We start from the raw sequence: 21761 nt of genomic DNA, 5'->3' as shown, positions 1-21761 counted from the left end.
GACTCGTCGAGTCGGGGCCTGCGGGGTGTCCGCGCTGTCGGGGGTGTCCGGGCCTTTCGGCCGTCTCCGGTGCCTGTGCGCGATCACTTCCAGCTCATGGCGAACCCGATGCGCTGCACGAGGGGCCGGCCGGGATCGGCTCCCGCGAGTTCACGGGCGCCGGTGTAACTTGCGTCCCCACCGACCGGGAGACCGCGGGTGAGGTCGATGGTGATCTCGCCCGAGCCGGTGTAGGTGTAGCGATCGATCGTCAGCGTGGCATTGCCCCCGGGGATGGTGAACACCGAATTGACCGGTGTCTCGTCGGAGGTGAACGAGATGGTGAGGCGGCTGCCCTCCCAGCGCGTGAGGCGGGCCTCGATGGTCTGGACGACGGTTGCCGCGCCGGCGATGGTGCGTTCGCTGTGCCAGGTCGCGCCGACGCCGATCGGCTCGGTGGGCAGTACCAATGAATTCTGCAGGGACTGCACGATGGACTGCTCCAACGCGCGACGCGCCGGTGCCGACGCCGCATCGGTGGGCCGCAGCCGCAGCGACAACGGGCTCAGCGCCGGGCCGAAGGTGATCCCGGCGATACTGCCGGTCGCCGCCTTCAGTTGATCGGACAGCTCGGACTGCGGAGATGTCGGCGTCCCGAACACCAGATTCAGCTCGTCGGTCGCCGAGCATCCGAATCGGGCGGTCAGCGGCGTGGTCACCGACTGGGTGGTCTCTGCTGTGGTCGAGACCTCGCTCGAGGTGGTCGACAGCGATACCTTTTGTGGGACTTTCGTATCCGGCGCCACGGTGGCCGTCCGCAGGGGCTCGGCACCGGGCGATGTGCGGCTGAGGGTGGCCGACGGGATGGGGATCGACGTGGCCTGTGTCAGACCGGTGGCCGGGTCGGTGGCGCATCCGCCGGTGGGGGTGGGCGGTGCCGACGAGGATTCGGAATCGGAGTCGGAGCCACAGCCGGTCATCACGAGCCCAGTCGTGAGGACCATCGCGCAGACCGTGGTCGCGGCGCGCGTCCGGGCCCGGCGGCGGGGCGACGCCGACCGGTGGACCGCGGGTTCGGCGGGTCCGTGCGAATCGGACGTGGGGGACACGGCAGTCAGCGTATTGCACGCATCAGGGATGATGGACGGGTGGACGACTCAGCTGCACATGAGGCCCCTTCGGGTGCCGGGATGAACGAGACCCCGCCCGGCGAGCAGACCCGGAGCCCCAGGGGTGGGTTCCGGGGAGTCCGTGGCCAGAAGGTGCTCGCCGTCCTCATCGCCGTCGCCGGCATCGTCGTGTTGCTCGACATCCTCACCAAATCCCTGGTGGTCGCGCTGATCGATCCGCTGGTTCCGGTGTCGGTCATCGGTGACGTCGTGACCCTGCAACTGCTGCGCAACAGCGGCGCGGCGTTCTCGATGGGTTCCGGCTCCGGCTACACCTGGGTGCTGACACTCATCGCCCTCGCCGTCGTCGTCGTCATCATCCGCTACTCGAGCCGGTTGCGGTCGGGCTGGTGGATTCTCGGCCTCGGACTGGTGCTCGGTGGTGCGCTGGGCAACCTGATCGACCGGATCTTCCGCTCGCCGGGACCACTGCGCGGTCACGTCGTCGACTTCATTTCGGTGGGCTGGTGGCCGGTGTTCAATCTGGCCGATTCCGCGGTGGTCTGCGGCGCGGTGCTGCTGGTGGTGCTCTCGCTGCTCGGCTTCGATTACGACGGCTCCCGGTCGGGCTGGGCGGCCCGCCACGATCCGGATGACACAGCGGATGAGGACACAGCGGACGAGGACACAGCGGACGACACACCGGGCGAGCCGCCGGGTGGCCGGTCGTCGAAGTCCGGCGGGGCGGACGACGCCGATGCGTGAATCGCGGTCCCTGCCCGTTCCCGACGGGGTAGACGGGATGCGCGCCGACGCCGGCGTCGCCCGGATCCTCGGGCTCTCGCGCACCGTCGCGGGGCGTCTCGCCGACGACGGTGACGTCACCGTCGATGGCGCGGTCGTCGGCAAATCCCACAAACTCAGTGCAGGCAGCTGGCTCGACGTGGTGCTGCCCGAGCCGGAACAACCGCTGCGCGTCGAGCCGACGCCGGTCGAAGACCTTGACGTCGTCTATCACGACTCCGACATCATCGTCGTCGACAAGCCGGTCGGTGTCGCCGCGCACCCGTCGGTCGGATGGAGCGGCCCGACGGTCGTCGGGGCGCTCGCCGCGGCCGGCTACCGGATCTCCACTTCCGGCGCCCAGGAGCGCCAGGGCATCGTCTCGCGTCTGGACGTCGGCACCTCCGGGCTGATGGTCGTCGCCGTCTCCGAGCACGGGTATTCGCTTCTCAAAAGGGCGTTCCGGGACCGTGAGGTCGACAAGGGGTACCACGCTCTGGTGCAAGGGCATCTCGATCCCTCGGAAGGCACGATCGACGCCCCGATCGGCCGCCACCGCGGCAGCGACTGGAAGTTCGCGGTCACCGCCAACGGCAAGCCGAGCGTCACCCACTACGACACGGTCGAGATGTTCGCGGCGGCCTCGCTGCTCGACGTCCATCTCGAAACCGGGCGAACCCACCAGATCCGGGTCCACTTCTCCGCGCTGCATCACCCGTGCTGTGGCGATCTGACCTATGGGGCCGATCCGGTGCTGGCGACCCGACTGGGCCTGGAACGGCAATGGCTGCATGCGCGGTCCCTGGGCTTCGCCCATCCCGCCGATGGGCGGTATGTCGAGTTCGTCAGCCCATATCCGAGAGATCTGCAGCAAGCTCTGGACGTGCTGCGTCGGGCCTGAGCGACACGCCCGTCGGCGACACGCCGTCCCCGGTGCCTCATCCGTCACAGGCGGGCGCGCCCCGCCGAGACTGTCGGTGCGTCGGCATAGAGTGGGACCCGCTCGTGCGTACCGGTGTCGATCGGTGCCGCGGGCGGAAGTGACCGTCTGCACGATGTCGAGGTGAGAAGCGCCAGTGGCCGATTCGTTTGTTCACCTGCACAACCACACCGAGTATTCGATGCTCGACGGCGCGGCCAAGGTGTCGCCGCTGTTCGCCGAGGCCAAGCGCCTCGGGATGACCGCCATCGGTATGACCGACCACGGCAACATGTTCGGCGCCAGCGAGTTCTACAACACCGCGGTGCGCAACGACATCAAGCCGATCATCGGTATCGAGGCCTACATCGCGCCGGAGTCACGGTTCAACACCAAGCGCGTGCTGTGGGGTACGCGTGATCAGAAGGGCGACGACGTCTCCGGCTCGGGCGCCTACACGCACATGACGATGGTCGCGGAGAACGCAACCGGCCTGCGTAATCTGTTCACCCTGTCCTCGCGCGCCTCGATCGAGGGTCAGCTGGGCAAGTGGTCGCGGATGGATGCCGAGATCATCGCGCAGCATTCCGAAGGCATCATCGCCACCACCGGGTGTCCGTCCGGTGAGGTGCAGACCCGGCTACGCCTCGGCCATGACCGCGAAGCGCTCGAGGCCGCGGCCAAATGGCAGGAGATCTTCGGCAAGGAGAACTTCTTCCTCGAGCTGATGGAGCACGGTCTGGAGATCGAGCGCCGCGTCCGAGACGGGCTGCTCGAGATCGGCCGCAAACTCGGCATCCGGCCGATCGTCACCAACGACTGCCACTACGTGACCAAAGATCACGCCAAGAGCCATGAGGCGCTGCTGTGTGTGCAGACCGGCAAAACGCTCTCGGATCCGACCCGGTTCAGGTTCGACGGCGACGGCTACTACCTCAAATCCGCCGATGAGATGCGCGCGCAATGGGATTCGGTCATCCCGGGCGCGTGTGACGCCACCGTGGAGATCGGCGAGCGCGTCCAGAGCTACGCCGACGTGTTCACCCACCACGATCGCATGCCGGTCTTCCCGGTACCCGAGGGTGAGAGCCAGCAGACCTGGCTGCGCAAAGAGGTCGCCGCCGGCCTCGGACGGCGCTTTCCCGACTCGGACGTGCCGCAGGATTATCAGGATCGCGCAGCCTACGAGCTCGACGTCATCATCCAGATGGGTTTCCCGGCCTACTTCCTGGTGGTCGGCGACCTGATCCGGCACGCTCAGGAGGTCGGTATCCGCGTCGGGCCGGGACGTGGTTCGGCTGCCGGTTCACTCGTCGCGTGGGCGCTGGGGATCACCAACATCGATCCCATTCCGTACGGACTGCTGTTCGAGCGATTCCTCAACCCCGAACGTGTGTCGATGCCCGATATCGACATCGACTTCGACGATCGCCGCCGCGGTGAGATGGTGCGCTACGCCACCGAGCGGTGGGGCAGTGACAAGGTGGCCCAGGTCATCACATTCGGCACCATCAAGACCAAGGCTGCGATCAAGGACTCCGCCCGCGTCCAGTTCGGGCAGCCCGGATTCGCCATCGCCGACCGCATCACCAAGGCGCTGCCACCGCCGGTCATGGCCAAGGACATCCCGGTCTGGGGTATCACCGACCCTGCCCACGAGCGCTACGGTGAGGCCACCGAGGTCCGCACCCTCATCGAGACCGACCCGGACGTCAAGAAGATCTACGACACCGCGCTCGGGCTCGAGGGCCTGATCCGCAACGCCGGCGTGCACGCGTGTGCGGTCATCATGTCCAGCGAGCCGCTGACCGACGCCATCCCGGTCTGGAAGCGCGCCCAGGACGGGGCGATCATCACCGGCTGGGACTATCCGTCGTGTGAGGCCATCGGCCTGTTGAAGATGGACTTCCTCGGTCTGCGCAACCTCACCGTCATCGGCGACGCGATCGAGAACATCAAGACCAACCGCGGATTCGACCTCGATCTCGACAAGACGCCGCTCGACGACCCGAAGACCTACCAACTGCTCGCGCGCGGTGACACGCTCGGCGTGTTCCAGCTCGACGGCGCGGCCATGCGGGAACTGCTCAAACGTATGCAGCCCACCGGTTTCGAGGACATCGTGGCGGTGCTCGCTCTGTATCGTCCGGGCCCGATGGGCATGAACGCCCACAACGACTATGCCGACCGCAAGAACGGTCGGCAGGACGTCAAGCCGATTCACCCCGAGCTGGCCGAGCCGCTCAAGGAAATCCTCGCCGACACCTACGGTCTGATCGTCTACCAAGAGCAGATCATGCAGATCGCGCAGAAGGTCGCCGGGTACTCGCTCGGACGAGCCGACATCTTGCGCCGCGCGATGGGCAAGAAGAAGGCCGAGGTCCTCGCCGCGGAGTTCGAGGGCTTCGAGGCGGGCATGAAGGACAACGGCTTCTCCGCGGCCGCCATCAAGGCGTTGTGGGACACGATCCTGCCGTTCGCCGGGTACGCGTTCAACAAGTCGCACGCCGCAGGCTACGGCCTGGTCTCGTTCTGGACCGCCTACCTCAAGGCGAACTATCCGGCCGAGTACATGGCGGGACTGTTGACCTCGGTCGGTGACGACAAGGACAAGGCCGCCATCTATCTGTCGGACTGCCGCAAGATGGGCATCACCGTCCTGCCGCCCGACGTCAACGAGTCGCAACGCAACTTCGCGGCCGTCGGTGGCGACATCCGGTTCGGTCTGGGAGCCATCCGCAACGTCGGCAGCGGCGTCGTCGGCTCGATCCTCGGCGCGCGTGAAGAGAAGGGTAAGTACACGTCCTTCTCGGACTACCTCAACAAGATCGACGTCACGGCGTGCAACAAGAAGGTCACCGAGTCGCTGGTCAAGGCGGGAGCGTTCGATTCGCTTGGCCATCCCCGCAAGGGCCTGTTCCTGATCCACACCGAGGCCGTCGAGTCGGTCATCGGCACCAAGAAGGCCGAGGCGATCGGTCAGTTCGATCTGTTCGGCGGCGGGGACGAGGCCGCCGGCGACAGCCTTGCCGAGGTGTTCGCCGTGAAGGTGCCCGACCAGGAATGGGACACCAAGCACAAGCTGACCCTGGAGCGAGAGATGTTGGGGCTCTACGTGTCCGGGCATCCGTTGGCGGGGGTCGAACACGCCATCGCGGCCCAGACCGACACGTCCATCACGCAGCTCCTCGAGGGCAACGTGCCCGACGGCGCGCAGATCACCATCGGCGGCATCATCTCCGCGGTCACCCGGCGGGTGAACAAGAAGGGCGAGCCGTGGGCCGCGGTGACCATCGAGGACATGGTCGGCGGGGTGGAGGTCTACTTCTTCCCGCGAGCGTTCGCCGTATACGGCATGGACATCGCGCCCGACAACATCGTGCTCGTGCGGGCGCGCGTCAACCAGCGCGACGACTCGACCATGATCAGCGCCAACGATCTCGCAGTGCCCGATCTTGCTGCGGCCGGCGATTCCAAACCGGTGTCGCTGACCCTGCCCTCGCGCCTGTGTACACCGGATCGGGTTGCCGCCCTCAAGCAGGTTCTGACCCGCCATCCCGGCATCGCGGACGTACACGTCACGCTCGTCTCGGGCGATCGATCGACGGTGTTGCGCCTCACCGAAGCGCTGCGGGTCACCCCGAGCTCAGCCCTCATGGGCGACCTCAAGGCCCTGCTCGGGCCGAGCTGTCTGGGCTGACCGGCGGCCGGCGTCCGGCACGCGTGAGGGGCGAGCCGCGGGTAGCGTCTGCGAGATGCCCGGTCACATCATCGTGCACGGTGACGACGCGTTGACGCTGCGGATCACCGAAGAACTCGCCAGTGCCGGTGCGCGCGTCGTCGGACTGGCGTCGCCGGCCGGCCTCGCCGATGCCGACCTCGGGCATGCCGCGGCGGTGGTGTGCGCCGGATCAGATGATGCCGTGAACCTCGAGATCGCGCTGCTGGCAAGAACTCTCGAACCCCATGTGCGAGTGGTGGCGAACCTCTCCAATCCGGTGCTCCGTGATGCGGTCGCCTCTCGCAACGGGCCGGGCGCCGTTCTCGATGTCGCCGAGCTCGCCGCCCCGTCGGTCATCGAGGCATTGCTGGGGCGCACCACGCACTCGATCTCGGTGGCAGGCAACGAGTTCATCGTGTCCGCGGCGTACGCCCCGAACGCCGGGGGCACCCTGCGCGAACTCTATGGTGACCTCGCGCCGGTCGCCGTGTTGCCTGCCGGTTCCGGGTCGAGCTCGGGATCGGTCGTGCCTTGTCCGGGCCGGGATCTGCCGGTCGAACCCGGCGATCGGGTCGCGATGATCGGTACGGTCGACGACCTCGCCGCGCAGGGCATCGAGATCGCCGTGCACCGTCCACGAACACGTTCCCGCCGTCCGCTGCCGTTGCGCGCAATCGGCGCCGTTCGCGCCTTTCGCGACGACGTCAACCCGAACCTCTTTCGCGCCCTTGGGGTTTCGCTCGCACTATTGGCCTTCGCCACCGTTCTGCTGCGCTTCACCTATCACCGGCCCGGGATGAGTCTGGTCGACGCGCTCTACTTCTCGACCGAGACCATTGCGACTGTCGGTTACGGCGACTTCAGCTTCGTCGGCCAGCCGCTCTGGCTGCGGCTGTTCGCCATCGGGCTGATGTTCGCCGGTGTCACCACCACCGCGGTGTTGATGGCCTTCGTCGCCGACCTACTGTTGTCCCGTCGGATCGGCGCGTCGGCGGCACGCCGGCGCGTCCGCGACATGGCCGGTCACATCCTGGTCGTCGGGCTCGGCTCCTTCGGGATCCGGGTGGCGACGGACCTGCGAGCGCTGGGGCACGAGGTCGTCGTCATCGAACGCAATGACGACAACCGGTTCCTCGAGGTGGCGGCCGAACTCGACATCCCGGTGATCATCGGCGACGCAACATTGCGGCGCACACTCGCCGACGCCGGTATCGACCGTGCGCAAGCTGTTGCCGTGCTCACCCATGAGGACATGGTCAACATCGAGGTCGGCATCATCCTGCGTGAGGTGCTCGGGCGCCGCTGGTCCGGAACGGCCGGGCGTCCCGGTGTTGCGGTGGTGCTCCGGGTCTACGACGAGTCGCTGGGCGCGGCCGTGGCCCACCGTTTCGGATTCGAGAACGTCCGGTCCACGGTCGAACTCGCCGCGCCCTGGTTCATCGGGGCGGCGCTGGGCCTGCAGGTTGTCTCGACCTTCTCGGTCGGGCGCCACTCGTTCATGGTCGGGGGCCTGTTCGTGCGGCGTGGGAGCGTCCTCGACGGCATGCTGCTCGCGGACCTCCCCACGCGTACCCGGATCATCGCGATCATTCGACGGTCGGGGACCGTGCTGCATCCGCGGCGTGACGAGCGGCTGGTCGCCGAGGACACCGCCTATCTGGTCGGGCCGTATCACGAACTGCTCGACACCCTGCAGCGCAGCCGCTGAGGTCGGTTGCCGCACCGGCGGCGACGCCAGGTTTCGGGTTGCCGAAACCTGGTATGACACGAGTACCGTAGTGAATGTCCGGCACATCGAATATGGCACGGCAGAACTGAGAAGCGTCGGCAGGAGACGTGATGACCGCGATCATCGAGAGCAATCCGTCGCACCCGCGCGCCCGCGCGGTCCGCACCGTCGACGTCGCCGGTGCGGCCTGGCCGGCCCACAAGCTCCAGGCCGTCGCGATGGCGCTCGTCGTCGGGGTGATCGGACTGGCGGTCCTCGGCCCGCAGATCGCCGCCTGGCTGGCCGCCGGCGCGCTGTCGGTCACCTGGGTGCTCGCCCGTCACCTGCCCGGGAACACGGTGCCCGCGCCGAGGTGACCTTCACCTTCCGAAGCGACGTGACCCTTCGGGGCGGGCGGCCCCGCCCCGCCCGGTCTGCAGCCATCTACCGGTGAGAACATGGATGCCGTGAGCGAACCGCACGTCACCGACCCCGAGTGGATGCCCGAACTGTCCGCCGCAGCCATTGACGCCGCCGCGCAGCGCATCGAGCCGGCAGTGGCGCGTACTCCTCTCGAGAGCGCCCCACGCATCAGCCGGGATGCCGGCGCACAGGTGTATCTCAAACGGGAAGACCTGCAGACCGTACGGTCGTACAAGATCCGCGGTGCCTACAACGTGATGGCGCAGTTGTCTGCCGACGAGCGGGCGCGGGGGGTGGTCGCGGCCAGTGCGGGCAATCATGCACAGGGCGTGGCATACGCCTGCCGCACCATGCAGATCGCCGGCCGCATCTATGTGCCCACCACTACGCCCAAGCAAAAGCGTGACCGGATTCTTTGGCACGGAGGAGATTTCGTCGAACTGCTCGCGGTAGGGGATACCTACGACGCGGCCGCGGCAGCGGCCCAGGCCGATGTTTTGCGCACCGGCGCGTCATGGATACATGCCTTCGATGATCCACGGACCGCCGCCGGGCAGGGCACGATCGCCCGTGAGATCGTCGAGCAACTCGGCCGGGTCCCCGATGTCATCGTCGCGCCGGTCGGTGGCGGTGGCTGCCTGGCCGGCATGGCCACCTATTTTCGCTCGCTGTCATCGGAGATCACGATCGTCGGTGTCGAGCCCAGCGGCGCCGTCTCGCTGGCCGCGGCGCTGGTCATGGGCGGCCCGGTCACCCTCGACGAGATCGATCCCTTCGTCGACGGCGCGGCGGTCAAACGTATCGGGGTGCTCGGGCATCGGGTGATGGGCGCGTTCGACGCCTCGGTCACCGCTCACCCGGTCTTCGACACACTCCCGGGGGCAGCGCACCCCCAGGCGCGGATCCTGCCGGATGAACCGTTGTCGCTGCCGTCCGGGGCGGTACACATCACGCACGTCGACGAGGGCGCGGTCTGCACCACGATGCTCGAGCTCTACCAGAACGAGGGGATCATCGCCGAGCCCGCCGGAGCGCTCGCGGTGACCGGGCTGTCGCAGTTGAAGCTGCCCGCACAGGCCACAGTCGTGTGTCTGGTCTCCGGTGGCAACAACGACGTGTCGAGGTACGGGGAGATCATCGAACGCTCGTTGGTCCACCAGGGGCTCAAGCACTACTTCCTGGTCGACTTCCCGCAGGAGCCCGGCGCTCTACGTCGCTTCCTCGACGAGGTCCTCGGCCCCGATGACGACATCACGCTGTTCGAGTACGTCAAGCGCAACAACCGCGAGACCGGCGCCGCACTCGTGGGCGTCCAGCTCGGGCACCGCGACGGACTGGCCGGGCTGATGGAGCGGATGGATTACTCGCGCCTCGATTGCGAACGCCTGGATCCTGGCTCACCGGCGTATCAGTACCTGACCTGACCGGTCCCGGCATGACCGCAGGCCCCGGCCCGAGATGAGACTACGACTGTCGGCGCCCGACGAATACGTTGTGCCCCGGGCTGAGCACGCCGCCCGCAACGGATTCGGTGGCCTCCCATGAGTGCGTGACGCTCATCGCGATACCGACCGGGACCGGATGGTCGGCGAGCACACACACCACCGACCATTCATCCCCGCGGTGCATCGCGAACCAGCCGGCCGCCTCGTCGTAGTCGACCGCCACCGACGCGAAGTCGCCGCGGGCGAATGCTGCGGTGTGTTTGCGCAGCGTGATCAGGTCGCGGTAGAAGCGCCGGACACGCGCGTGGTCGGGGTGCCCGGGCTCGGCCCAATCGAGCTTGGACCGCTCGAATGTCCGGGGGTCCTGGGGATCCGGGACATCGCCGGTGTGCCAACCGTGTTCGGCGAACTCCGCCTGGCGGCCGTCCCGGGTGGCCGCACCGAGTTCGGGTTCGGGATGGGAGGTGAAGTACTGGAAGGGTGTCGTCGCCGCCCACTCCTCGCCCATGAACAGCATCGGTGTGAACGGTGACAGCAGCACCAACGCAGCCTTGATCGCCAGTTGCCCGTGATCGAGATAAGCGCTGGGCCGGTCGCCGAGCGCACGGTTGCCGATCTGATCGTGATCGCAGGTGTAGGCCACCAGCGCGGTCGTCGGCACCGACTCGGGGATCGGCCGGCCGTGGTGACGGCGCCGGAACGACGAATACGTGCCATCGTGGAAGAAGCCGCCGCACAACACTTTTGCGAGTCCGGGGTAGCTGCCGAAATCGGCGTAGTAGCCCTGCCGTTCACCGGAGACGATGGTGTGGATCGCATGATGGATGTCGTCGTCCCACTGCGCGGTCAGCCCCAGACCGCCGGCGACGCGCGGCTCGACGAGACGCGGATCGTTGAGATCGGACTCGGCGATCAACGACAGTGGCCGCCCGAGCGTGGCCGCCAGCGCCTCGGTCGACACCGCGAGTGCCTCCAGCAGTCCGTAGGCCCGCCGGTCGACGAGTGCGTGGACCGCATCGAGGCGCAGCGCGTCGACGTGGAACTCGGCGAACCAGCGCAGCGCGTTCTCGAGGATGAAGCGGCGAACCTCGTCGGAGTCGGGGCCGTCGAGGTTCATCGACGCACCCCATCCGGTCGAGCCGGCACCGAGATACGGCCCGAAGTCGGGAAGATAATTGCCCGACGGGCCCAGATGGTTGTAGACGACGTCGAGGACGACCGCCAGGCCCCGGGTGTGGCAGGCATCGACGAACCGTGCGAACGCATCCGGGCCACCGTACGGCTCGTGGACGGCATACCACCCGACGCCGTCGTACCCCCAGTTGTGCGTGCCGTTGAAGGCGTTGAGCGGCATCACCTCCACGGCCTCGACGCCGAGGTCGACCAGCTCGCCGAGACGGTCGATCGCCGAGTCCAGGGTGCCGTCGGCGGTGAATGTTCCCACATGCAGCTCATAGAGGACCGCGCCGCGGATGTCGCGGCCCGCCCAGCCGGCGTCGTGCCAGATCGCGTCGTCCACGGTGTGCAGCGCCGACAGCCCATGTACGCCGTCGGGCTGGCGAGCCGACCGGGGGTCGGGGAGCGGCCGGGTCGAGTCGTCGAGGAGGAATCCGTAACGCAGAAGCTGTGGGTCTCTCGTGTGGCCGGAAGCACCGAGGGTGTCGGAGGCGATCTGGAACCAACCCGCCTCGTCGGCGATCATGGGGATCTCGGCGGAGCCTTCCGAAGTGGTCACCACGGCCCGCACCCGGCTCGCGGCCGGCGCCCATACCCGGAGCTCGCCGGCGTTTCTGGGCGGATGGAACGGCTTTGCCGAAGATCTGTTGAGACGTTTCGAGTGTTTCTCCTCACTCTGGACGCCTGACCAAGTTAGTGTGTCGTCACCCACACATGTGTGGCCCGCCCTCGACGAGGAACGGTCCGCAGGTTCGTCCACCCGTACCAAGGTATTGCGTGAGCGGACAGAACGCAGCCGATGTTCGATGTGACCGGTGACATACGGCACCTCTTCGGTGCGGTATATTACTGCGGACTGGGCCTGCCAGGGGGGCACGCGTGATGGATTCATACGACGCAGGGACGGGTGTTGAGCAGCACGGATGCAGTGGCTTCTGACGAAGCAGCGGGTAGCCGGAGGCCGGGGGGATCATCCACCTGGTTCCGAGTTCACATCGTTGCCAGTTTTGAAACCTTCGGACGCCAGTTGGCGATGTTCGTCGAGGTCTTCAAGGTCCTCGTCGAAGACATTGTCAAGCGGCGCTTCCCGTTCGGGGAGTTCATCCGTCAATGTGCCTTCATGTCGAGCACCTCGGTCTTCCCGACCTTCCTGGTTGCCATTCCGATCGGCGTGATCGTCTCGATCCAAGTCACCAACATTGCCGGTCAGATCGGTGCGACGTCGTTCTCGGGCGCCGCGACCGGGCTCGGGGTCATCCGGCAGGGCGCACCGCTGGTGACGTCACTGCTGCTGGCCGGCGCCGTCGGATCGGCCATCGCCGCCGATCTGGGCTCACGGACCATCCGCGACGAGATCGACGCGATGCGCGTGATGGGCGTCAATCCCACCCAGCGGCTGATCTCCCCCCGGCTGCTCGCGACCATGGTGGTCAGTTTCCTGCTCTGCGGGTTCGTCTGCTTCGTCGGGTTCATCACGGGCTACGTCTTCAACGTCTACTTCCAGGGCGGCACGCCCGGCAGCTATACCGGCACCTTTGCGTCGTTCGCCTCGGTGTCGGATCTGCTGTTCGCCCTGATCAAGTCCGTCATCTTCGGGGCGATCGTCGCGGTGGTCGCCTGCGACCGCGGACTCAACACCAAGGGTGGGCCGTCCGGAGTCGCGAACTCGGTGAACGCCGCGGTCGTCAACTCGGTGCTGCTGCTGTTCACCGTCAACGTGGTCCTCACGCAGCTGTTCAACATCATCCACCCGGCCAGGGTGGTGTGAGATGGCTGCGTCCCGGTACGTTCCCCCTCTGCTCCGCCCCGTCGAGTCCGCGAAAGGTGTGTACCGCGGTCCGCGCGATGCGCTGGCCCGCATGGGGCATCTCATCACCTTCCTGGTGCGGTCCATCGGCGCGGTGCCGGTCGCGTTCACGCACTACCGACGAGAAGTGTGGCGGCTCCTCGCCGACGTCGCGTGGGGTAACGGTGCGATCGTGGTCGGCGGCGGAACGGTCGGCGTCATGGTGATTCTCGGAGTCATGGGCGGCGCCACCGTCGGGATCGAGGGATACACCGCATTGAACCTGCTCGGCATGGCGCCGGTCACCGGCGGCCTGTCGGCGTTCGCGACGACCCGCGAGATCGCACCGCTGCTGGCGGCAACCGCCTTCACCGCGCAGTCGGGATGCCGATTCACCGCACAACTCGGTTCGATGCGGATCAGCGAGGAGATCGATGCGCTGGAGTCGATCGCGATCCGTCCGCTGCCGTACCTGGTGACCACGCGCATGTGTGCGGCGGTGCTGGCGATCGTCCCGCTGTATTCGGTGTCGCTTGCGGCGAATTACCTTTCATCGCAAGTCATGTTCCAGCTTCAGAGTGGACAGGGGGCGGGCAACTATCTCGCGTACTTCAACGAGTTCATCGTGCCGAGAGACATGGCGTTCTCCTTCTTCAAGGTCATCGTCTTCGTTCTGCTGACGACATTCATCCAGTGCTACTACGGCTACTTCGCCTCCGGCGGCCCCGAAGGTGTTGGCGTGGCCGCAGGGCATGCGATCCGGCTGGCGATCATCGTCATCGTGTTCGCGAATCTGGTCATGACGCTGGTGTTCTGGGGAACATCGCCCGGCATCAAGATTTCCGGGTGAGGGGGCAAAGATGCTGATAGCCACCGACGGACGTAACCCCTCACTCCTGCAGTATGTGGTGCGCGGGCTGGCGTTTCTGATCGTTCTCGTGATCATCTTCGTCTTGCTGTTCATGCGATATCAGGGCGTTTTCAGCTCGACCGTCGCCGTCAACGCCAAACTCACCGACGTCGGCGACGGGCTGGGCTCGGGTGCCGACGTCCGCTACAACGGCTTCATCGTCGGTTCGGTGACCGGGGTGCAACGCACCGACGAGCCGGGGCTCGCCGGCGTCGATCTGCGCCGCGTCGACATCGATCTCGTGCCGTCGCAGACCGACGGTATCCCGGCGAATGTGACTGCGCGGACCGTGCCGTCCAACTTGTTCGGCGTGAATTCGGTGGAACTCGTGCCGCCGGCGAAGCCGTCGTCGGATCATCTCGAAGCCGGATCGTCGATTCCGGCGGACAGCTCGCTGGCCACCATCAAGCTCCAGGACGCGCAGAACCAGTTGCGCACGCTCCTGCAGGCGGTGCCACCCGAGCAACTGGCCGCGGTTCTGGGCACCATCTCCGACGCGCTGCGCGGCGGCGGACAGACCTTCGGCCTGTTCGTCGGCGTCCTCGAGAACTATTTCAAGACGATCAACGCACAGTTCCCGCCCGGCGCCCCTTCGGGATTCGACAATTTCAATCAATCCGTGACAGGGCTGGCGCAGTCGGCGCCACAGCTACTCGACACGCTCGGCCGGAGCGTGATCCCGGCGATGACCATTGCCCAGTCCCATGACGATCTGACCGCGCTGCTCTCCGCGGCGCAGGGGGTGACCGACGAGGTGCAGGCGCTGTTCGCGGCCAACGGCGACGGCGGCAAAAGGATTGTCGCCGACACCAATACGCTGCTGGGCGCGGTGGTCTACGAGCCGAACGCACTCCCACAGGCGCTGACCGCACTGAACAATCTCGCCGCCCGGGTGCTCACCATCTTCACCGGTGTGAACGGACACGCACAGCTCAACATCGGTGTCAGTTTCGGCGCCTTCCAGCGCTACACCCGTCAGAACTGCCCGGTCTACGACGGCGGCCCCTACGGTCAATCGCGTGGTCCGGGCTGCGTCGGACCCGGTACCGGCACCGGCCCTACCAGCTCCGGTCCGCTCGCGATCTACCCGTCCGACGGAATGCGCCGCAACTCGCCGGCCGGCATGGTGACCACCGGCGCCGACAACCAGACCCTGACCGCGGCGCTGGGCCACCGGCCCACCGCGGCCGACACCCTGATGCTCGGCCCACTCGTCCAGTCGGTCTCGACGCACACCGGCAACGCGCAGGCCGGGGGTGGCCGATGAGTGGGGCAGCCGCAGGCATCCGCAGACCGCTGATCGGGTTCACGCTGTTCACGATCGTCGCGCTGTTGCTGACCTATGTCATCTATTCGACGCTGGAGCGTTCGGTGTCGGGCGACACCGGCACCTTCAGCACGTTCTTCGGCGACGCCTCGGGACTGGACAAAGGTGACGATGTGCGGATGGCCGGGGTGCGTGTGGGCCGGGTGGACTCGATCGATCTGGTGGACGGTCGCGCCAAGGTCACCTTCGAGGTGCAGAAGGACCAGCCGATGTACACCACCACCAAGGCCGCGATCCGCTACCAGAACCTGATCGGCCAGCGATATGTGGCCCTCTCGCTGGCCGACGGCAATCCGGAGCCGCTGGCCGGGGGATCGACGCTCAAGGAACCGTCGGAGAATTCCTTCGACGTCACCAAGCTGCTCGCCGGCTTCCAGCCGGTCTTCGACACGTTGACCCCCGAACAGGTCAACGGTCTGTCCAACGGCCTCGTCCAGGCCTTCCAGGGCGACACGGTGTCGTTGTCCAACACCGTCGCCCAGGTCGGCAAGTTCGCCTCCGACATGTCCAACCGCGACGTGGTGATCGGTGCGATCATCGACAATCTCAGTGGCGTGCTGCGCGACCTGTCCAGGCAGGGCGACCAGATCGGCACGCTCGTCGACAGCATTTCTGCGGTCATCAAGAACCTCAACGCCAATTCCGCCGCATTCGGCACCGCGGTCACCCGGATAGGCGATACCGCAGCAGGTTTCGCCGACATCCTCACCCAGTCGCGCGGCGACCTGGCGGGTGCGGCCGCCTCGGCGAATCAGGCGACGAAGATCTTGATCGGGAACGGCACCAAACTCGACGGGATGGCGAAGAACCTGCCGATCTTCCTCGGACACTTCCCGCTCGTGCTCGGCCAAGGGGCTTATCTGAACATCTATGCGTGTGACCTCGACATCGCGATCGGCGACGTCCTGTTCCCACCGGGGATCATCAACAAGATCGGTGGGACCAAACATTCGGTGGTGTGCCGATGAGAAGTCGATTCCGTCGCAGCTTCGACAACCACCGCCTGCTCTGGTACGGACTGGCCGGTGTCGTCGTCATCGTGCTCTTGGTACTGGGCGTCACCGCGATCGGCGAGGCCGATATCGGAAAGAAGACCTACTCGGCCGACTTCGCCCAGGCCGGCGGTATCCGCTCGGGTGACGCCGTGCGCGTGGCCGGTATCGATGTCGGCAAGGTCGCCTCCACCGAACTGCAGGGCAACCGCGTCCACATCACCATGCGGGTGGACCGCGATGTCGACGTCACCGCGAACGGATCGGCAGAGATCAAGCTGTCGACCCTGCTCGGGCAGCGCTATATCGACATCTCGCTCGGCAATTCGCCGGACCCCGCACACGACGGGGTGATCACCGAGACGCGTGTTCCCTACGACCTGCAGAAGACGATCGAGAAGGGCACGCCGATCCTGCAAGGAATCAACGATGAACAGCTCGGGCAGAGTCTGCGCACGCTGAACCAGCAGCTCGCCGGAGCGCCCGCGGTGACCAGGCCGACCCTTGATTCGCTGACGCAGATGTCGAAGATCATCACCGACCGCCGTGACCAGATCAACCAGCTGGTCGTCGACACCCGGTCGGTGACCTCCATCGTCCAGGACAGCCAGGCGCAGCTGGCGATCATCGTCGGCCAGGGTGCCCAACTGGCCAACAAGATCGTGGCCCGGGAGGCGTTGGTGACGCGATTGCTCGACGGCATCGCCGCGGTCACCGAGCAGTCTCGGCTCGCGGCCGACGAGGACGCCAACCAGTTCGCGCCGATCATGGCCAACCTGAACACGATCACCCAGGGGCTGGAGAAGAACCGCGACAATCTCCGCAAGATGCTCGAGATCCTGCCGGTCACCGCCCGCCTGACCAACAACATCATGGCCGACGGTCCCTACGCCAACGGCTATCTGCCCTGGGGAATCTTCCCGGACAACTGGCTGTGTCTGGCCCGGGTGGTGGACGGATGCTGAACGCACACAACAGCTTCGGGAGTACTCGGCGGATTCGCCGAGTGATGATCTCGGCTGCCCTGGTGGTGGTGGCCATCGGCCTGCTCTCGGCGTGTTCACTGATACCCGCGGGGTGGAAGACCGCAACGGGCCGGGCCATCGAGGTCACGGCTTTCTTCCCCAACACCGCGGGACTGCATCCGACCAACGACGTTGCGGTGCTCGGCATGCCGGTCGGCCAGATCACCAAGATCGAGCCGCAGGGCAACCGCGTCATGGTGAAGTTCACCATCGACAAGAACGTCCCGGTACCCGTCGACGCCACCGCGGCCATCGTGAACACCTCGATCGTCACCACCCGCCACCTCGAGCTCAGCCCCGCCTACGCCACCGGACCCAAGCTGACCGACGGCGCGGTGATGCGCAACGAGGGGCGTAGCCCGGTGTCGGTGGATCAGCTGTTCGATGCGGTGGACAAATTGGTCACCAACCTCTCCGGGCAGGCCCCCGGCGAGGGCCCCGTCGGGGATCTCATCGACATCACCAACGGCATCACCGCCGACAACGGGCAGCGGCTGCAAGAGGCGATCAACCAACTGGGCAGTTCGTCGCAGGTGATCTCGGGCAACGGCGACGCCATCGTGGAGATCGTCAAGTCGGTGCAGCAGCTGACCGCGGCCTTGGTCGCCAACTACCCGAAGATGAAAGACTTCTCCAACTCGATCAATCAGGTGAGCGAGATGCTCGGTCGCCAATCCCCGGGTTTGGTCGCCACCATGAACGACCTGAACCAGACGCTGCAGAACACCTCGGAGTTCTTGCACAACAACGCCGGGACGATCGGCGCCTCCACCGGGCGCCTGGCCGCGCTGGCCGAGAACCTCAGCGATTTCTCCCGGCAGGTGGTCGAAACCATCGACGTCGGTCCGCTGCTCTTCCAGAATCTGAGCAACTCTATCTCCGCCGAGCAAGGCGCCTGGCGCGCGCAGGTGTTGTTGGACAAGTCGCTACTCGACACCGAGCTGGTCTCGACCTTCTGTAGGGCGATCAATCTGCACAAGAACGGATGCCAGACCGGTCGATTGCAGGGCTTCGGGCCCGATCTCGGTGTGTTCTCCGCATTGGAGGCCCTGACCCGATGAGCCCTGACCCGATGAGCCCTGACCCGATGAGCCCTGACCCGATGAGCCCTGACCCGATGAGTCGCACTGCCTTGGTTCCGAATGCCGAGCGCCACAGCATGTTCGGCCGGCGCGCTGTTCTCCGGCGCACCGGGATGCGCAAGCTGTTGTTGACCGCGGTCGTCGCAATGGTCCTCGCCGTCACGGGGTGTTCGTCGGTGCCGGGCCTGACCGTCGAACAGATCCCGTTGCCTGCGCCGGGCAATCTCGGCGACACCATGACGCTGACCGCGAGCTTCGACAACGCGTTGAACCTGCCGTCGCGGGCCAAGGTGAAGCTCTACGGAATGGACGTCGGGCAGGTGACGGGCCTGCGCGCGGAGAACTACAAGGCCATCGTCACCATGGACGTCAGCACGTCGGCGAAGGTGCCCACCGGCACCGGCGCCGAGTTGCGTCAGGCCACGCCGCTCGGCGACGTGTTCGTGGCGCTGATCCCGCCGGCGCAGGCGACCACGTCCGCCACGACCTACATGTCCAACGGGCAGGCCCTCACCGGGCCGAGGAGGGCGGCCGCCACGGTCGAGGATCTACTCGTGAGCATGAGCGGAGTGGTCGACAGCGGGTCGCTCGGTTCAACTCAGCAGATCATCGCCGAACTGAGCGCGGCCGTATCCACCTCGCCGGACAATCCGCAGCAACTCAACGGCGCGATCGACGGTCTCACCACCGCCTTGCGCAAGCTCAACCAGAACTCGGGCGAAGTCGATACCGCGATGGCGAACACCGAGCTGCTGACCGGCCGGCTCGCCGCTGGACGCGCGCAGCTCATGGCCTCGATCAACAAGCTCTCGCCGGCGTTCAACACGGTCAACGACGAGATGCAACAGATTCTGACGACCCTCGACAAGACCAATCAGGTCACGGCGGCCACCAACGACTTCCTCCACAGCGACGGCCAGAACCTCGTCGAATTGATCCATCACCTGGCCACCCTGCTCGACGAACTCGAACAGGGCGCGCCCACCCTCGGTGCGCTGGCCGACAATGTTGCGAAGCTGACCCCCAAATGGGTCAAGTCGACGAATTCGAGCGCGGCCGCACTCTCGGCAAAGATCTATTACCTCAATCCCGGGGCCGGATTCGACTCCGCCAGTCGCCTACCCGAGCTCGGGGACGTCGGGGCGGCCGGAGAATCCTTGCAGCAGACGCTGACTCGGCTGCTGGCTCGGCTGACTGCTACTCAGGGGTGTTGCGGATGAGCGGATTGTTCGGCTGGTTGCGTAAGCACTCCGTTGTGCTGGGCAATCTCGCGCTGGTCGGCGTCATGCTCCTCGGCCTGGCCTATCTGTCGTTCGGTACGCTCGGCTGGCAGCCGCTGCGGGGCCGCTACGCGCTCACGATCGAGTTTCCGATTTCCGGCGGTTTGCAGGACACATCGCAGGTCACGCTGCGTGGTGTGCCGATCGGCGACGTCGATTCCATCCAGGTGCAACCACAGTCGGTGCGCGTGCAGGTGTCGGTCCGCGACGACGTCAAGATCAATCGGAACACGAAGGTCTCGGCGTTGGCGCTGTCTGCGGCCGGTGAACAGTATGTCGATTTCCAGCCGGCCACCGCCGACGGACCGTTCCTGCATGACGGCGACACCATCAACGTCAACCAGACCACGGTGACGACACCGTTCCCGAAATTGCTGGAGACCTCGCTCGGGGTCATCGATCAGATCGATCCGACCAAGCTCGCCGCGATCATGGACAACCTCGACGTCGCACTCAATCCCGAGGGAGACCGCAACGATCTGCGGACGCTCTTCGACGCCGGCGGAACCATCTTCGCCGACCTGTACCGGGTACTGCCGCAGACCACGAAGCTGATCCAGGAGACCGGCACGATCCTGCACACCACTTCGCAGATCCAGCCGGATCTGCAGACGACGGTGGCGTCGGCGAGTTCGGTGGTCAACGCCGCGGTGGCCGCCGACCGGGAGTTGCGGACCCTGCTCGGCAAAGGCCCGCAACAACTCTCGAGTCTGACCGGCTCGATCAACGAGATCCGTGATCCCGTCACCGATGTACTCGGCCAGTTGCTCGACGTGACCCGTCAGGGTGCGTTGCGGGCCCCGGCCCTGGTGAATCTGCTGCCGTCGGTCCGGGATGCCTCGATCAAGAGTCTCGCCATGTTCCACGATGGGGCGTGGTGGGCGTTCGGGTCGGTCTTCCCCCGCCCGTACTGCGACTACGCGGTCACCCCGGTGCGGCCCACCAAGATCCTGGAATTATCGGTACCGACCAATCTGTACTGTGTCACCGAGGATCCCAATCAGCAGATCCGTGGCTCGGCGAACGCTCCCCGTCCGCCGGGTGACGACACCGCCGGACCGCCGCCGAACTACGATCCGAATGCGCGGACGGTTCCGCTGGACAAGTGACGTCCGCCGGGGGAGCGGGTCTCGGCCCTGACGAACATACGGGCGCGAATCAAGAACGGAACACGCGATGACAGGCGAACAGGACGATGACGTGCGCAGCGAAACCGATGTGGTGAGCGATGCCGGTGTGGTGAGCGATGCGGTGGAGGGTTCCGACGTGGACGCCCCAGGGGTGTCGTTGGCGAAGGCCTCGTCCAAACCGGTGCCGCGGACCAAGAATGCACGGGCGAATTCGGACCGCACCATGAAGTCCACCGCTGCCCCGGAGCCCGCCACCAAGGAGTCCGCCACCAAGAAGACCGCTGCCAAGGTGCCCGCCACCGAGGAGCCTGCCACCAGCGAGCCCGCGGGCAAGAAGCCGGCAGGCAAACAGATCTCGATCACCTTGTCGGCCCGGGCGATCTGGCGGTCGCTCGTGGCGCTCGTCGTGGTCGCGGCGATCGCCGGGGTTGCGGTTCTGGGTTGGCTCTATTACCAAGATCAGCAGCGACTCAAGGCATTTGGTGAGGCCAAGGATGCGTCCGCGATCTTCGCCCAGAAACTCACCAGCAGCATGAACGCCGACACCGTGGCCAACATGAAGGACATCGTCGGACCGTTGACGACCGGTGACTACCGCAAGCACTTGGAATCCCAGCTCGGGGACACCACCAAGGCGATCCAGTCGATCAACGTGAAGAACACAAAGATCAACGTGCAGAAAGTGTCGGTGATGGACTTCGACACCGACCATGCCAGCACGATGGCGGTGGTTCAGGTGACGGGCACGAGTACCCTTGCGCCGCAGGGCGGGACGTCGCTGTTCATGTATTCGCTGAAGCTCGACAAGGTCGACGGCGCCTGGCTCGTCTCCGATCTCGATGCCATGCAGGCCGGACTGTCCGACTCGGGCGGTGCCGGAGCCGGCGGCGCTCCCGCCGCACCGGCGGCACCCGCGCCCGCACCGGCACCGGCGGGATAGCGCTTGTCGACTGCGGCGTGGTTTCC

At 66.2% G+C, this 21761-nt stretch carries 17 protein-coding genes; 15 read left to right on the top strand and 2 right to left on the bottom strand.

The genetic code is table 11. The annotated features are described in order from the left end of the window. Positions 1–83 precede the first annotated feature (83 nt). Positions 84–983 (bottom strand): hypothetical protein, encoded by a 900-nt coding sequence (locus ACPXB3_RS06435; RefSeq protein WP_425727272.1) that lies wholly within the window; start codon positions 981–983, stop codon positions 84–86. A gap of 186 nt (positions 984–1169) precedes the next feature. Here ACPXB3_RS06435 and lspA point away from each other — a divergent pair, with 186 nt between their 5' ends. The 6 genes from lspA (at position 1170) to ilvA (ending at position 10066) form a co-directional block, all read left to right on the top strand. Next, on the top strand, positions 1170–1853 hold the full coding sequence (lspA, locus tag ACPXB3_RS06430; RefSeq protein ID WP_425727097.1) for a signal peptidase II: 684 nt from the start codon (positions 1170–1172) through the stop codon (positions 1851–1853). Continuing rightward, complete coding sequence (locus tag ACPXB3_RS06425; protein WP_425727095.1) at positions 1846–2772, top strand: RluA family pseudouridine synthase; 927 nt, start codon at positions 1846–1848, stop codon at positions 2770–2772. Before lspA ends, ACPXB3_RS06425 begins: the two co-directional genes overlap by 8 nt. Positions 2773–2947: 175 nt before the next feature. After that, positions 2948–6490 carry a DNA polymerase III subunit alpha gene (gene dnaE, locus ACPXB3_RS06420; protein WP_425705766.1) on the top strand — a complete coding sequence of 1181 codons (3543 nt, stop codon included), beginning with the start codon at positions 2948–2950 and terminating at the stop codon, positions 6488–6490. Between the two features lie 55 nt (positions 6491–6545). Beyond that, on the top strand, positions 6546–8219 hold the full coding sequence (locus ACPXB3_RS06415) for an NAD-binding protein (RefSeq protein ID WP_425705765.1): 1674 nt from the start codon (positions 6546–6548) through the stop codon (positions 8217–8219). A 131-nt stretch (positions 8220–8350) separates the two neighbouring features. Next, positions 8351–8596, top strand: coding sequence for a hypothetical protein (locus ACPXB3_RS06410; RefSeq protein WP_425705764.1), 246 nt, complete (start codon positions 8351–8353; stop codon positions 8594–8596). Between the two features lie 81 nt (positions 8597–8677). Then, complete coding sequence (gene ilvA, locus ACPXB3_RS06405; RefSeq protein ID WP_425727093.1) at positions 8678–10066, top strand: threonine ammonia-lyase IlvA; 1389 nt, start codon at positions 8678–8680, stop codon at positions 10064–10066. A 40-nt stretch (positions 10067–10106) separates the two neighbouring features. Here the strand turns inward: ilvA and treZ are convergent, their stop codons facing one another. Further along, a complete protein-coding gene (treZ, locus tag ACPXB3_RS06400; RefSeq protein WP_425727091.1) occupies positions 10107–11825 on the bottom strand; it encodes a malto-oligosyltrehalose trehalohydrolase in 1719 nt (572 codons plus the stop codon). A 366-nt stretch (positions 11826–12191) separates the two neighbouring features. On the opposite strand from treZ, the gene ACPXB3_RS06395 reads away from it, so the two are divergent. From ACPXB3_RS06395 to ACPXB3_RS06355, 9 genes are all read left to right on the top strand, one after another. Next, positions 12192–13031, top strand: a complete 840-nt coding sequence (locus ACPXB3_RS06395) for an MlaE family ABC transporter permease (RefSeq protein ID WP_425705761.1) — start codon at positions 12192–12194, stop codon at positions 13029–13031. Between the two features lies 1 nt (position 13032). Next, the gene (locus ACPXB3_RS06390) at positions 13033–13899 is read left to right on the top strand and encodes an MlaE family ABC transporter permease (RefSeq protein WP_425705760.1); all 867 of its coding nucleotides are present in this window, start codon (positions 13033–13035) and stop codon (positions 13897–13899) included. Positions 13900–13909: 10 nt separating this feature from the next. Then, positions 13910–15226 (top strand): MlaD family protein, encoded by a 1317-nt coding sequence (locus tag ACPXB3_RS06385; protein ID WP_425727089.1) that lies wholly within the window; start codon positions 13910–13912, stop codon positions 15224–15226. Beyond that, on the top strand, positions 15223–16254 hold the full coding sequence (locus tag ACPXB3_RS06380) for an MlaD family protein (RefSeq protein ID WP_425705758.1): 1032 nt from the start codon (positions 15223–15225) through the stop codon (positions 16252–16254). Before ACPXB3_RS06385 ends, ACPXB3_RS06380 begins: the two co-directional genes overlap by 4 nt. Then, positions 16251–17243, top strand: a complete 993-nt coding sequence (locus ACPXB3_RS06375) for an MCE family protein (protein WP_425705757.1) — start codon at positions 16251–16253, stop codon at positions 17241–17243. The genes ACPXB3_RS06380 and ACPXB3_RS06375 overlap by 4 nt, the downstream gene beginning before the upstream one ends. Then, entirely contained in the window at positions 17237–18364 is a 1128-nt protein-coding gene (locus ACPXB3_RS06370; protein ID WP_425727087.1) for an MCE family protein, read from the top strand. The genes ACPXB3_RS06375 and ACPXB3_RS06370 overlap by 7 nt, the downstream gene beginning before the upstream one ends. A gap of 146 nt (positions 18365–18510) precedes the next feature. After that, positions 18511–19605: an MlaD family protein gene (locus ACPXB3_RS06365; protein ID WP_425727271.1), complete on the top strand. Its 1095-nt coding sequence runs from the start codon at positions 18511–18513 to the stop codon at positions 19603–19605. Beyond that, complete coding sequence (locus ACPXB3_RS06360; RefSeq protein WP_425727086.1) at positions 19602–20774, top strand: MlaD family protein; 1173 nt, start codon at positions 19602–19604, stop codon at positions 20772–20774. Before ACPXB3_RS06365 ends, ACPXB3_RS06360 begins: the two co-directional genes overlap by 4 nt. 67 nt (positions 20775–20841) lie before the next feature. Then, positions 20842–21735 (top strand): hypothetical protein, encoded by an 894-nt coding sequence (locus ACPXB3_RS06355; protein WP_425705754.1) that lies wholly within the window; start codon positions 20842–20844, stop codon positions 21733–21735. Positions 21736–21761 lie beyond the last annotated feature (26 nt).

The organism is Gordonia sp. DT219 (genome assembly GCF_049847065.1).
In the GTDB taxonomy this organism is placed as follows: Bacteria; Actinomycetota; Actinomycetes; order Mycobacteriales; family Mycobacteriaceae; genus Gordonia.
This window is presented reverse-complemented; position numbering and strand designations above follow the sequence as displayed.